The organism is Salegentibacter tibetensis (assembly GCF_020164485.1).
Classification (GTDB): Bacteria; Bacteroidota; Bacteroidia; order Flavobacteriales; family Flavobacteriaceae; genus Salegentibacter; species Salegentibacter tibetensis.
Map to the genome: position 1 here is coordinate 123,967 of NZ_JAIQZA010000003.1, position 13,857 is coordinate 137,823.

Here is a 13,857-nt window from a genome sequence, read left to right on the forward strand (position 1 = left end):
TGACTTATTATGAAAAAAGGGCTACTACTTCTTTTTTGTGTTTTTCTTCTTTTTGGAAGTACAGGCGTTGGTTTTGGCCAGGGAAGTTCCTGTGGAAGTTTAGATCCTTTTTGCGCCGGGAATGAAGAGCTGGTATTTCCAAATTCTAATGCAAATAATAGCAATGTAGTAAATGGCGAACCAGGACCAGATTATGGTTGTTTATTATCGCAGCCCTATCCTGCATGGTTTTACTTGCAGGTAGAAGAAACCGGAAATCTTCGTTTCAATATTTCACAATTTCAAAATGAAGATGGCAGTGGTTCTCAATATGATGTAGATTTTATTGTATGGGGTCCTTTCGAGCGAACAGACGATTATTGCACCAACGAATCTCTAAGCGCAGAAAATATAGTAGACTGTAGTTACGAACCCGATGCTGTAGAGCAAATGGATATTCTAAATGCTCAAGCAGGCCAGGTTTATGTCGTATTAATCACTAATTATGATGAGTTGCCCGGATTTATAAGCCTGCAACAAACCAATGCCGATCAGGCTAACTCTGGTTCTACAGATTGCGGAATATTAGACGAGGTGCTTGGTCCCGATAGATTCCTTTGTGATGAAGATGAAACTACTCTGGATGCAACTACAGATGGGGTAGAGCGTTACGAATGGTATAGGTTTAATGAAATGAATAATGCTTTTGAGATAATTGAGAATGAAGAGGAACCGACCTTAACAGTTACCAATTCGGGACGATATAGGGTAATTGTTTATGAAAATATAACAGGCCAGGCTGATGAAGATGAAATTGAGGTTGCTTTTTATAGCGAACCCGTAGCAAGTGTTCCTGAAAAACTTTATATCTGTGATCCAACTCAAACCACTATAGATTTAACTTTAACTTCAGCCGAAATTCTTAGCGGCAATACTTCTGAAGAAAATTACAGGGTTAATTTTTACGAAACTTCACAGGATTTGGAAGATGAGAATCCTATTTCCAATACAACAGCATTTCCGGTTGATGGAGCCAGGGAAATCATTGCCCGGGTAGAAGGTTTGGAAAGTGGTTGCTATTCACAGGAGATTTCATTTGATATAGAGCTATCTTTTATTCCTGAAAATTTTCTGCCGGAAGAAAGTGTGCTTTGCGTAAACTTAGATGGTTCGGTGAACCAGGAAGCAGGAATTGGTGAGGATTTAGGAGTGAATTATGATTACGAATGGATAGCCGAAGGAAACAGCATTAGTACCGATGCGATTTTGAATTTTACAGAAATGCCCGACTTTAATGATGTATCTTTGATTGTCACAGATAGCCGGTCTGGCTGTAGTGTGCAACTTACCACAACTTTATTGACTTATTCCCGGCCTGAAATGGTTTCTGTAGAAATAGAAGGAAGCGATTTTACAGGAGGCTATTTAATTACCGCTGAAGCTTCCGGTGGGATAGGAAGTGAAAATACGTCTTATGAATACCGAGCCGATAATGGTGCCTGGCAGCAAAGTGGGGTGTTTAGGAATTTAAATCCAGGTTCTCATATCATTAGTGCTCGTGAAATTAATGGATGCGGGGAAACTACTTCAGATGATTTTTTCCTTGTAGGTTATCCGCGTTTTTTTACTCCGAATGCCGATGGATATAACGATACGTGGAATATTAACAATACCGCAGAGATTCAAATACTAAAACTTTATGTTTTTGATCGCTACGGAAAATTAATCAAAGAATTAACTCCCGGTGGCGAAGGTTGGGACGGCACTTACAATGGCAGAGCTTTACCCGCAGACGATTATTGGTTTAGAGTTGAGTTTGAAATGCAGGACGGTAAACGTGATCATTTCGGAGCTAATTTTACACTGAAAAGATAAATGGCTGTTTGAAAAAGTCTTATTGCCGTCAAGCTGAGACCTGTGATAAAAAATTTTATCTAGCGGAGGGAAATGACGTTCTTTAAAAAAGGCCAATGTTAGGACGGAGGTAGCAGGATGTGGTAATCTGTTCTATAGAAAAAGCCACGAATACACGAATATTAAATTGCATCTATGGTAGGATGCGATAGCAGTACGTGACAGTCTTTTGTTCTCGGTTCCCGGTTTTTAGAATCTGTTTAGTGTTTGAATTTTTATCATTCTTATTAAAATACCTACGAGGTTAAAAGAAACCTCGCAGGAGAGATCGGTTTTCCTGCAAGGTTTACAAAACCTTGTAGGTCTGAATAGAGATGTGCTAAGGCATTTAAAATCCAGAAACCTTTATCTCCTCTTCATTTAAAGACCTTATTAAAAAACGTCAATGGTAGGTCTGAGATAAAAAAGTTTTATCTAGCGGAGGGAAATGACGTTTCGAGCATAGCGAGTTTTAAACTCCGTGTGTGAGTGTAGAAAATCAGCAGCGTTAATAATTTTTGAAGCCTTGGAAAAAATTTAGCTGCTGATTTGCGATTTTTTGGCCCTGTTGCCAAAAAAACACCTCCACATAGGACGCCTTTTTTTGTTTCGTTTTTTGGGCGAGCAAAAAATGAAAAAAAGAAACTTCCATACCAGTTAAGTTTCATTTTGAATTATAAAAACAAGCCTGAATAACAGGACTTTAAAAATACGTCAATGGTAACTTGTTTCAGCTTATAACATGTTTTAATTGCCAACATCTTAGATCCTGAAACAAGTTCAGGATGACGATTCTAACAAGACTTTTCAAACAGCTACTTTAACCTACAATTTATTCAGAATTCAAATTAAGCAGCGGGAAGATCGCCTTCCCCTTTTCTTGGTAACATAGATTTTCCCATTAGGTATTTATCTACGTGATAAGCGGCTTCACGGCCTTCAGAAATTGCCCAAACAATTAAAGATTGTCCGCGGCGCATATCGCCGGCAGTAAAAATATTTGGCACGTTGGTTTGATAAGCTTCGTCTCCTTTAATATTGGTTCGGCTATCCAATTCAAGTCCTAATTGTTCACTTAAAGTTTTTTCCGGACCGGTAAAACCTAAAGCTAAAAGTACTAATTCACAAGGCCATTCTTTTTCTGAACCTTCCACCTCTTTTAGCTGTGGTCTCCCATTTTCGCCTTTAACCCATTCTATATTAACGGTTTTTAGAGCTTTTAATTTTCCTTCTTTATCCCGAATAAATTCTTTGGTGTTAATGCTCCAGTTACGTTCCACACCTTCTTCGTGAGAAGAAGTAGTTTTTAGTGTAAAAGGCCAGTAAGGCCAGGGATTTTCCCTATCTCGGTGTTCTGTTGGCATCGGCATAATTTCAAAATTCGTTACCGATTTTGCTCCGTGACGATTAGAGGTGCCCACACAGTCAGAGCCGGTATCACCACCACCTATTACGATTACATTTTTACCAGCAGCCGAATATTTTTCGGTTTGTTCTTTCAAGCCGTCTACAACTTCGTTGTTGTTTTTCAGGAAATCCATTGCTTGCATCACACCATCGCCTTCAGCTCCTTCAATAGGAAGGTTTCGGCGTTTGGTGGCACCACCACAAAGTACTACGGCATCAAATTCTTTAAGTTTTTCAGCTTCATAATTTTCACCTACATGAACGCCGGTTTCAAATTTGATTCCTTCTTCCTTCATAATATTTACCCGGCGATCTATCACGTGTTTTTCCATCTTAAAATCGGGGATTCCGTAACGTAAAAGTCCGCCAATTTTCTTGTCGCGTTCAAATACGGTAACCTCATGTCCGGCGCGGTTTAGCTGCTGTGCTGCTGCGAGGCCGGCAGGGCCTGAGCCTACAACTGCAGCTGTTTTTCCGGTTCTGGATGCTGGAGGTTGCGGGGTAACCCATCCTTCTTTAAATCCTCGTTCTACGATATATTTCTCAATAAGTTCAATCGCAACCGGTGGATCTGTAATTCCCAATACACAAGCCGATTCGCAAGGTGCCGGGCATAATCTCCCGGTAAATTCAGGGAAATTATTTGTTCCGTGTAAAATGCTAAGTGCCTTTTTCCAGTCGTTTTTATAAACAGCGTGGTTAAAATCGGGAATTAAATTACCCAGCGGGCAACCGCTGTGACAAAAGGGAATCCCACAATCCATACACCGCGCTCCCTGAACACCTAGCTCTTCGGGAGACATTTCTTTAGTGAATTCTTTATAATCTTTAACTCGTTTCTCAACAGCTTCTGTCTCTTCAACCTTACGGTCGTATTCCATAAAACCTCTTATCTTACCCATAATTATGCTGTTTTGAGTTCAGTTTGTCTTTTTAACATTTTTTCTTCTTCCATTTTTTGTAAAGCCTTTTTATATTCTGCTGGCATTACTTTTATAAACTTATCTGCATTATCATTCCAGTTTTCAAGAATATCTTTGGCCACATCGCTTTCGGTATAGCGGTAGTGATTTTCTATAAGCTTTTTGAGCTCTGCCTTGTTTTCTTTTGAAGGATCTTCTAAACCAATCATTTCCATATTGAAATTATGATGATCCAAGGTATTATCCGGGTTATAGATATATGCGATTCCCCCGCTCATTCCTGCGGCGAAATTTCTTCCTATTTTTCCTAGAATTACGGCAATACCACCGGTCATATATTCACAGCCGTGATCTCCAATTCCTTCAATCACTGCTTTGGCACCGGAGTTTCTTACGCAGAATCGCTCACCACCCATTCCGTTAATATATGCTTCACCATCTGTGGCGCCATAAAGGGCAACATTTCCAATAATGACGTTTTCATTAGATTTGAAGGATGCTTCTTTAGGTTTTCTAACACTTAAAGTCGCGCCAGAAAGTCCTTTTCCTAAGTAGTCGTTGGAGTTTCCGTTGATATTCATCGTTAAACCTTTGGTCGCAAAAGCACCAAAACTTTGCCCTCCGGAACCTGTGAAATTTAAAGTGAGGGTGCCATCGGGTAATCCTTTTGCACCATGAATTTTTGAAATTTCGTTGCTTAAAATAGCGCCGGTTGTACGGTTAACGTTACTAATTGGGAAATCCAGGCTCATTTTTTCTTTTCTATAAATCGCTGGATGCGCATGTTTTAATATTTCAAAATCCAGCACGTTTTCAAGATTGTGATCCTGTGTTTCGGTATTGTAGAGCGGCATGTCTTCATCGATCTTCGGCTTATACAGAATGTTAGAAAGGTCTAAGCCCTGGGCCTTGTAATGTTCTATCGCCCGGTTCATATCCAGTTTCTGGCTCTGCCCAACCATTTCGTTAATACTTCTGTAACCAAGATCGGCCATAATCTGTCTTAATTCCTGTGCGATGAAATACATAAAATTGATCACATCTTCTGGAGTACCCTTAAATTTCTTACGAAGTTCAGGATCTTGTGTAGCGATTCCCACCGGGCAGGTGTTTAAGTGACATGCTCGCATCATAATACAACCTGATGCCACAAGCGGCGCGGTAGAAAAACCAAATTCTTCTGCACCAAGTAAAGCGGCTATAGCTACATCACGACCGGTTTTTAACTGCCCGTCACATTCAACCACGATCCTGTTTCTAAGGTTATTAATAAGTAGGGTTTGCTGAGCTTCGGCGATTCCTAGTTCCCAGGGCAGACCTGCGTGTCTAAGTGAGGTGAGGGGAGAGGCTCCCGTACCCCCGTCAAATCCTGAAATAAGAACTACATCGGCTTTTGCTTTTGCCACCCCGGCAGCAATAGTTCCCACGCCAACTTTAGAAACCAGTTTTACATTAATCCTGGCTTCGCGATTCGCGTTTTTAAGATCGAAGATCAATTGAGCCAAATCCTCTATGGAATAAATATCGTGGTGAGGTGGCGGTGAAATTAAACCTACATAAGGAGTGGAATTTCTGGTTTTTGCAATATCGGGATTCACTTTTGGTCCCGGCAATTGCCCACCTTCGCCAGGTTTTGCACCCTGGGCCATTTTAATTTGAATTTCTTTTGCGTTACTCAAATAGTTTATCGAAACGCCAAATCTTCCTGAAGCAACCTGTTTTATAGCAGAATTTCTCCAGTTTCCATCAAGATCTTTATGAAAACGCTGCGGATCCTCTCCTCCTTCTCCCGAGTTACTTTTCCCCTGCATACGGTTCATCGCCACGGCAAGGTTCTCGTGCGCTTCTTTACTTATGGAGCCAAAAGACATCGCTCCGGTTTTAAAACGTTTTACGATCTCTGTCCAGGGTTCCACTTCTTCAACAGGAATAGGATTTAGATCACGGAACTTAAACATTCCGCGAAGCGTCATTAAGCGCTCGCTTTGGTCATTTATTAATTTTGAATATTCTTCGTAAGCTTTAGTGCTATTTTGCTTTACTGCCTGTTGCAGTTTTGCCACACTGGCCGGGTTAAACATATGTCTTTCTCCGGTTCTTCTCCAGCGATAATCACCTCCAATTTCCAGATCCAGATCGGTGTCTGTTTTCTTTGGAGCAAAAGCATTTTCGAAGCGTTTTTGAATTTCTTTTTCTACTTCATACAATCCAATTCCCTCAATTCGGGTAGGTGTATTGGTAAAATATTTATTGACAAATTTCTGGTTTAGACCTAGAATCTCAAATATTTGTGCGCCGCGATAGGAGTGAAGGGTAGAAATACCAATCTTGTTCATAATTTTCACAATCCCTTTTCCAATGGCAACGTTAAAATTCTCTACGGCAACTTCAGGATCCTCAACTTCAATCTCTTTTTCTTCAACGAGGCTGTAGATAATTTCATTCACCATATAAGGATTAATGGCGCTGGCACCATAACCGAATAATAATGCAAAATGATGTGGTTCTCTTGGTTCAGCCGATTCTATAACAATTCCGAAGGAAGATCTTCGGTTATATTTTTTCACTCGGTGATGCACAAAAGAACAAGCTAAAAGCGAAGGTATAGGTGCTAATTTCGGATCAGCATTTCGGTCTGTAAGAATTATCACATTACAGCCATCGTCTACTGCATCATTTATTTCGTAAATAATTTCATCGAGTCTAGTTTCGAGTCCGTTTAAACCTTTTTCGGCTTCATATAAAATAGAAATAGAGGCGGTTTTGAAATCGGGATGCTCTATATATTTTATTTTATCCAAATCTTCGTTAGAAATTACGGGATTTTGGATTCTTAGTTTCTTGGATTGCTCGGGAATAATATCGAATAAATTTCGATCCTCTCCAATAGACAAACTGATGTCAGTTACAATTTCTTCCCTTATTCCATCTAAAGGCGGGTTGGTTACCTGGGCAAATAATTGCTTAAAATAATTGAATAAAAGTTGGGATTTATCTGAAAGGACCGCCAGAGGAATATCGGCACCCATAGAACCAATCGCTTCTTTTCCCTGAAGCGCCATTGGGCTAATTATGGTTTTTATGTCTTCCTGTGTATATCCAAAAAGCTTTTGACGGGTGTTGATATCTATTTTTTCAACCGGGGTTTTGTTACCGGTATATGCTACTTCAGATAGGTTTAGTAAATTTTCGTCTAACCATTTACGGTAAGGTCTTTCTGAAATTATTTTTTGCTTTACTTCTTCATCGCCAATAATTCGACCTTCCTGCATATCTACCAGGAACATTCTTCCCGGCTCTAATCTTCCATGTAATTCAACATTTTCCGGTTTAATCTCTAGAACCCCGGTTTCAGAAGACATAATTACGTAACCGTCTTTAGTAAGCGTGTACCTGGAAGGACGTAAACCATTTCTGTCTAATAATGCACCAATATATTTTCCATCGGTAAATGGAATAGAAGCCGGTCCATCCCAGGGCTCCATGATACAGGCATTATATTCGTAAAATGCTTTCTTTTCATCGGCCATGGTAGGGTTTTTCTCCCAGGCTTCCGGCACCATCATCATAATAGCTTCAGGTAAAGAACGGCCGGTTTGTAAAAGCAATTCCAGTACCATATCCATAGATGCTGAATCTGATTTCCCTTCAGGAACAATAGGGATAACCTCTTTTAGGTCTTCTCCAAATTTTTCACTTTCAAAAAGCTCTTCCCTGGCTTTCATTCGGCTTAAATTTCCGCGTAGCGTATTTATCTCCCCATTGTGGCACATATAGCGAAAAGGTTGTGCCAAATCCCAGGTTGGGAAAGTGTTGGTGGAGAAACGCTGGTGTACCAAAGCAAGCTTGGTTACCACATCTGGTTCGTTCAGGTCACGGTAATAGATATTGATATCCTGTGGCATCAACAAACCTTTATAGATAATGGTATTTGTTGATAAACTTGGCAGGTAAAAATATTCTGCTTCAGAAAGTTCTGATTTTTCAATTCTGTGTTCGGCGATTTTCCTGGCGGAAAAAAGTTTTGCATTAAAACTTTCATCAGAAACATCGTCTCCCTTTCCTATAAAGACCTGCTGTACGTTAGGTTCAGTGAGTGAAGCGATGCTTCCCAAACAGGCTCTGTTTACCGGCACTTCACGCCAGCCAATAAGATTAAGGCCCTGCCCAACAATCTCTTCTTCAAAAATCTCCCGGCAAATTTTACGCTGATTTTCAGACTGCGGAAGAAAAACCATTCCTACTGCATATTCCTTAAAATCCGGAAGTTTAAATTCACAGGTTTTTTTGAAGAAATCGTGAGGAATTTCAATTAAAATACCGGCACCATCGCCTGTTTTGCCATCTGCACTTACCGCACCCCGATGCTCCAGGCGAATAAGAATATCTAAGGCTTTGTGAATTATATCGTTTGTTCGCTTGCCTTTTAGATTACATATAAATCCTGCGCCACAATTATCGTGCTCAAATTCGGGTGAATAGAGCCCCTGTTTTTTTAATTTCATGTCCTTATCGTCCTTAAGTTATCGTTTCAAAATTACCTATTTAGATAAATATTATGAAGCGTTTGACACTTAAAGTAAGAAGAAATTCAGTAAAAACAATTAAATTAATTATAAATGATAATTATACAATTTGATCCCTTCTATATTATTGATTCTATAAATTTCATACTTGGGTTAAGCTCATAAAAAAAGTCCGATTTAGAAAAAATCGGACTTTAGTTTAATTAAATACTGAAAAATTAATCTCTTAGAATAGCTCTGGAAATTACAATTTTTTGAATTTCTGAAGTTCCCTCGTATATCTGGGTGATCTTCGCATCGCGCATTAAACGCTCTACGTGGTATTCTTTTACGTAACCATTCCCACCGTGTACCTGTACTGCTTCGGTAGTAACATCCATAGCGGTTTTTGAAGCGTAGACTTTAGCCATTGCTCCGGTAAGGTCATAATTTCCGCCCTTGTCTTTATCCCAGGCAGCTTTCATAACCAAATGTCTTGAGGCTTCAATTGAAGTGTACATATCGGCCAGTTTAAATGCTATAGCCTGGTGATTGCAAATCTCGGTACCAAAAGCCTTTCGTTGTTTTGAATAATCTAAAGCCAGTTCGTAAGCACCGGAAGCGATTCCCAAAGCCTGGGCTGCAATTCCTATTCTTCCGCCAGAAAGGGTTTTCATAGCGAATTTAAAGCCAAAACCATCTTCGCCAATTCTATTTTCTTTTGGAACTTTAATATCGTTGAAATTCAAAGAATGCGTGTCGCTTCCGCGAATTCCCATTTTTTGTTCTTTGGGTCCAATTTCAAAACCTTCCGTTCCCTTTTCTACTATAAAGGCATTAATGCCTTTGTGTTTTTTCTCACGGTCGGTTTGGGCAATTACAATATAATAATCGGCTGAATTCCCGTTGGTAATCCAGTTTTTTGTTCCATTCAGTAAGTAATGGTCTCCTTTATCTATTGCGGTAGTTCTTTGTGAAGTGGCGTCACTCCCTGCTTCAGGCTCTGAAAGGCAAAAAGCGCCCAATTTCTCTCCGGTTGTAAGTTTTGAAAGGTATTTTTCTTTTTGTTCCTGATTTCCGTAGGTATCAAGCCCCCAGCAAACCAGGGAATTATTAACCGACATTACCACAGAAGCAGAAGCATCAATTTTTGAGATTTCTTCCATCGCAAGAATGTAAGATATTGTATCCATACCGCCGCCGCCAAATTCTGGAGAAGCCATCATCCCAAGAAAACCAAGGTCTCCCATCTTTTTCACCTGTTCGGCGGGGAACTCCTGTTTCTCGTCTCTTTCAATCACACCGGGCAATAATTCGTTTTTAGCAAAATCACGCGCGGCATCGCGAATCATTATATGTTCTTCTGTAAGTTTGAAATCCATATTATTATTTTAATTTAGAAAAATCTAATTTTGGTCACCAAAGATAAAGTTTTGGTGTGTAATTTTCAATTAAGTTTCATTAATTTTACGAATATGAAAAAAGCTAATTACAAAATTATTGGTGTGATGTCGGGGACATCCTTGGATGGTATCGATCTGGTCTATATTAATTTTGATTTTAAAAACTCATGGAGCTACAAGATCCTAAAGGCTGAAACCGTTCCTTATCCCTTAAACTGGCAGGAAACCCTGGCAGCCGCGATAAATTATTCTGAAGAACGCTTAGAAGAGCTTAATAAGAAATATACAAATTTTCTTGCCGGAATTATCTCCCGCTTTATTGAGACTCATCAAATAAAAGATATAGACGCGGTTTGTAGCCACGGTCACACAATAAAACATGAGCCTGAAAATAATTACACTTTACAAATCGGGAATTTACCAGAACTGGCTTATCTCACCGGACAAACTGTAATTTGTGATTTCAGGGTACAGGATGTGAAATTGGGTGGGCAAGGCGCACCGCTTGTTCCTGTGGGCGATCAATTGCTTTTTTTAGATTATAAGTATTGCCTCAATTTAGGCGGATTCGCAAATATTTCTACCGATAACAATGGCGAACGCCTGGCATATGATATTTGTGCCGTAAACACCGTGATAAATTATTATGCTCAGAAATTAGGAAAAGAATTTGATGAAGGGGGAAAGCTGGCTGCTTCAGGTGAATTGAATGAAGATTTGCTTAAAAAGTTAAATAACCTGGCTTTTTACGCTCAAAATCCCCCTAAATCTTTGGGAGTGGAATGGGTGAAAAACGAGGTTTTTCCAATTCTAAAGGAATATGAAGAAAACCTTCCGGAAATTCTTCATACCTATACCGTTCACGTTGCCCAGCAGATAGCCAATACACTGGACGATAATCCTGGTTCAAAAGTTTTGATGAGTGGCGGGGGGACCTTTAATAATTTTTTAATTCGACTTCTAAAAGAAGAATCCAAATGTCATTTCACGATTCCTTCAGATGAAATTATAAATTATAAAGAAGCTCTAATTTTCGGTTTACTGGGTGTTCTCAAACTTCGGGATGAGGTAAATGTATTAAAATCGGTAACCGGGGCGAAAAAAGATCATTCTTCCGGAGTAATTTACGAGATTTAAACTTTTTGCTGAAAAACCAAAAATATACCTCCTAGTTTATATATTTGTGAAAAATTAGAGTATAAATGAAGGAATTATTAAAATTATACGAAAATAAAGAACCCGAAATAGTTTTTAACTGGAAAGATTCTGAAACCGAAGCTGAAGGTTGGACAGTAATTAATTCCTTACGTGGTGGTGCCGCCGGTGGAGGGACAAGAATGCGTGTAGGATTAGACCAAAATGAAGTGCTTTCCCTGGCCAAAACCATGGAAGTGAAATTCACCGTTTCAGGACCTCCAATTGGAGGAGCAAAATCGGGAATAAATTTTGATCCAAATGACCCGCGAAAAAAAGGAGTTTTAGAGCGTTGGTATAAAGCGGTTTCACCTTTATTGAAGAGTTATTACGGTACCGGTGGCGATCTAAATGTAGATGAGATAAATGAAGTAATCCCAATTACCGAAAACTGTGGTGTTTGGCATCCTCAGGAAGGTGTTTTTAACGGGCATTTTAAACCCAGCGAAGCCGATAAAATTAATAGAATTGGACAGTTACGCCATGGAGTAATTAAGGTGCTGGAAAACACTCGTTTTTCTCCAGATGTTACCCGAAAATATACCGTTGCCGATATGATTACCGGTTACGGCGTGGCCGAATCAGTAAAACATTACTACGATATTTATGGTGGCGATGTTACAGAGAAAAAAGCTATTGTTCAGGGCTTTGGAAACGTAGGTTCTTCAGCAGCTTATTACCTGGCTCAAATGGGCGTGAAAGTGGTAGGAATTATAGATCGTGCTGGCGGATTAATCAATGAAGAAGGATTTACTTTTGAAGAAATAACAGAGCTTTTCCTTAATAAAGAAGGCAATACCCTTAAGCATGAAAATCTAATTCCTTTTGAAGAAATCAACGAAAAGATTTGGGAAATTGATGCAGAGATCTTTGCACCTTGTGCAGCTTCCCGTTTAATTACGCAGGACCAAATTAATAGTCTTATTGAAAGAAAATTAGAGGTGATTACCAGTGGCGCCAACGTGCCTTTTGCCGATAAGGAAATTTTCTTTGGTTCTATAATGGAATCTACCGATGAAAAAGTTAGCCTTATTCCCGACTTTATAGCAAACTGTGGAATGGCGAGAGTTTTCGCATATTTTATGGAGAGAAGAGTGCAAATGACCGATGAGTCAATTTTTAATGATACTTCGATGACCATCAAAAATGCAATTCAGAATACCTACGATAATAATAGTAGCAAAACCAATATCAGTAAAACCGCTTTTGAAGTTGCGTTGAAACAATTGGTATAAGTTTTTGAGTAATCTTTTAATTTTAGTTGATTGAGATTATTCCTAAGATCCCGTTTTCGAGCGGGATTTTTTATGGTTTAAATTGACAGAATTTCAGCTTCAAAAAATAAAAAATTCCCAATTGGGATAAAGCAGTTTGCACTGCTGATTATTTTACTAAATTTGATTTACAATTAAATCTGGTTTATCACGTTACATTAAAAACCCAATTAGAAACTTATGCTATACTTTTTTCAGCAGGACGGCGTTGCCGAAGCCGCCCAGGAGGCAGAGCCGGTGGTAGAAGAAAAAACCCTGTCTTTATTCGATTTAATGCTTAGTGGAGGCCTTGGAGGTCAAATTATTATCCTCATTTTATTTATCCTGTTATTCGCGGCAGTTTATATTTACTTTGAAAGGCTATTTGCAATAAAATCGGCCAGCCAGGTAGATAAGAATTTTATGCTCCAGATAAAAGATAATGTCTTAAATGGAAATATTGAATCGGCTAAAATGCGATGTGCACAAAGTGATTCTCCTGTAGCCAGGTTAACTGAAAAAGGAATTTCCCGAATCGGAAGTCCGTTAGATGATATTAATACCGCTATAGAAAATGCAGGTCGCTTAGAAGTTTATAAGCTGGAAAAGAATGTAAGTATTTTGGCAACTATTGCCGGAGCAGCGCCAATGATTGGATTTTTGGGGACTGTAATAGGTATGGTAATTGCGTTTCATGAACTGGCAACCAGTAGTGGCCAGGCTCAAATGGGAGCGCTTGCCGAAGGTATTTATACAGCGATGACCACAACCGTTGCCGGACTTATTGTAGGTATTATCGCTTATATTGGTTATAACCATTTGGTGGTAAAAACCGATAAAGTAGTGCATCAAATGGAAGCTACCGCAGTAGATTTCCTTGACCTGTTAAACGAGCCCGCTTAATATGAATTTAAGAGGAAGAAATAAAGTAAGCCCCGAGTTCAGTATGAGCTCAATGACAGATATTGTATTTTTGTTGTTGATCTTTTTCATGCTTACCTCGCCGGTAATTACTCCAGAAGCATTGGATCTAATACTTCCAAAAGCCAAAGGGAAAACGACCAGTGTTCAAAATGTAGCGGTGAGCATTACTAAAGACCTTCAATTTTATGTTGACGATCAACGAATATCTCAGGCAGCATTAGAAAGTACATTAAAGACTAAACTGGCCGGCAAAGAAAAGCCAACTATTGTATTAAGGGCTGACGAAGGTGTACCTATTGAAAAGGCCGTAAGTGTTATGGATATCGCGAATCGAAATAGTTATAGAATCGTTTTAGCGGTTAAACCTGAATAAATC

At 39.3% G+C, this 13,857-nt stretch carries 8 protein-coding genes; 5 read left to right on the forward strand and 3 right to left on the reverse strand.

Going from position 1 to position 13,857, the window contains the following annotated elements; genetic code table 11:
- Nucleotides 1-9: 9 nt before the first annotated feature.
- A complete protein-coding gene (locus LB467_RS02600; protein WP_224472463.1) occupies nucleotides 10-1,854 on the forward strand; it encodes a T9SS type B sorting domain-containing protein in 1,845 nt (614 codons plus the stop codon).
- 866 nt (nucleotides 1,855-2,720) lie between these two features.
- Here the strand turns inward: LB467_RS02600 and LB467_RS02605 are convergent.
- The 3 genes from LB467_RS02605 to LB467_RS02615 all read right to left on the reverse strand — a co-directional run bounded on the left by LB467_RS02605 (nucleotide 2,721) and on the right by LB467_RS02615 (nucleotide 10,089).
- Nucleotides 2,721-4,181, reverse strand: coding sequence for a glutamate synthase subunit beta (locus LB467_RS02605; RefSeq protein WP_224472464.1), 1,461 nt, complete (start codon nucleotides 4,179-4,181; stop codon nucleotides 2,721-2,723).
- A 2-nt stretch (nucleotides 4,182-4,183) separates the two neighbouring features.
- Nucleotides 4,184-8,707 carry a glutamate synthase large subunit gene (gene gltB, locus LB467_RS02610; RefSeq protein ID WP_224472465.1) on the reverse strand — a complete coding sequence of 1,508 codons (4,524 nt, stop codon included), beginning with the start codon at nucleotides 8,705-8,707 and terminating at the stop codon, nucleotides 4,184-4,186.
- 239 nt (nucleotides 8,708-8,946) lie between these two features.
- Nucleotides 8,947-10,089 carry an acyl-CoA dehydrogenase gene (locus LB467_RS02615; RefSeq protein ID WP_224472466.1) on the reverse strand — a complete coding sequence of 381 codons (1,143 nt, stop codon included), beginning with the start codon at nucleotides 10,087-10,089 and terminating at the stop codon, nucleotides 8,947-8,949.
- Between the two features lie 93 nt (nucleotides 10,090-10,182).
- Between LB467_RS02615 and LB467_RS02620 the strand changes: the two genes are divergently transcribed.
- The 4 genes from LB467_RS02620 to LB467_RS02635 all read left to right on the forward strand — a co-directional run bounded on the left by LB467_RS02620 (nucleotide 10,183) and on the right by LB467_RS02635 (nucleotide 13,854).
- Nucleotides 10,183-11,247, forward strand: coding sequence for an anhydro-N-acetylmuramic acid kinase (locus LB467_RS02620; protein ID WP_224472467.1), 1,065 nt, complete (start codon nucleotides 10,183-10,185; stop codon nucleotides 11,245-11,247).
- 65 nt (nucleotides 11,248-11,312) lie between these two features.
- Complete coding sequence (locus tag LB467_RS02625; protein ID WP_224472468.1) at nucleotides 11,313-12,539, forward strand: Glu/Leu/Phe/Val dehydrogenase dimerization domain-containing protein; 1,227 nt, start codon at nucleotides 11,313-11,315, stop codon at nucleotides 12,537-12,539.
- Between the two features lie 219 nt (nucleotides 12,540-12,758).
- Entirely contained in the window at nucleotides 12,759-13,460 is a 702-nt protein-coding gene (locus tag LB467_RS02630; protein ID WP_224470756.1) for a MotA/TolQ/ExbB proton channel family protein, read from the forward strand.
- A 1-nt stretch (nucleotide 13,461) separates the two neighbouring features.
- The gene (locus LB467_RS02635) at nucleotides 13,462-13,854 is read left to right on the forward strand and encodes an ExbD/TolR family protein (protein WP_224472469.1); all 393 of its coding nucleotides are present in this window, start codon (nucleotides 13,462-13,464) and stop codon (nucleotides 13,852-13,854) included.
- Nucleotides 13,855-13,857 lie beyond the last annotated feature (3 nt).

Coding starts and splice junctions, on each gene's coding strand:
- LB467_RS02625 (WP_224472468.1), top strand. CDS start 11,313: ATGAAGGAATTATTAAAATTATACGAAAATAAAGAACCCGAAATAGTT.
- gltB (WP_224472465.1), bottom strand. CDS start 8,707: ATGAAATTAAAAAAACAGGGGCTCTATTCACCCGAATTTGAGCACGAT.
- LB467_RS02635 (WP_224472469.1), top strand. CDS start 13,462: ATGAATTTAAGAGGAAGAAATAAAGTAAGCCCCGAGTTCAGTATGAGC.
- LB467_RS02600 (WP_224472463.1), top strand. CDS start 10: ATGAAAAAAGGGCTACTACTTCTTTTTTGTGTTTTTCTTCTTTTTGGA.
- LB467_RS02615 (WP_224472466.1), bottom strand. CDS start 10,089: ATGGATTTCAAACTTACAGAAGAACATATAATGATTCGCGATGCCGCG.
- LB467_RS02620 (WP_224472467.1), top strand. CDS start 10,183: ATGAAAAAAGCTAATTACAAAATTATTGGTGTGATGTCGGGGACATCC.
- LB467_RS02605 (WP_224472464.1), bottom strand. CDS start 4,181: ATGGGTAAGATAAGAGGTTTTATGGAATACGACCGTAAGGTTGAAGAG.
- LB467_RS02630 (WP_224470756.1), top strand. CDS start 12,759: ATGCTATACTTTTTTCAGCAGGACGGCGTTGCCGAAGCCGCCCAGGAG.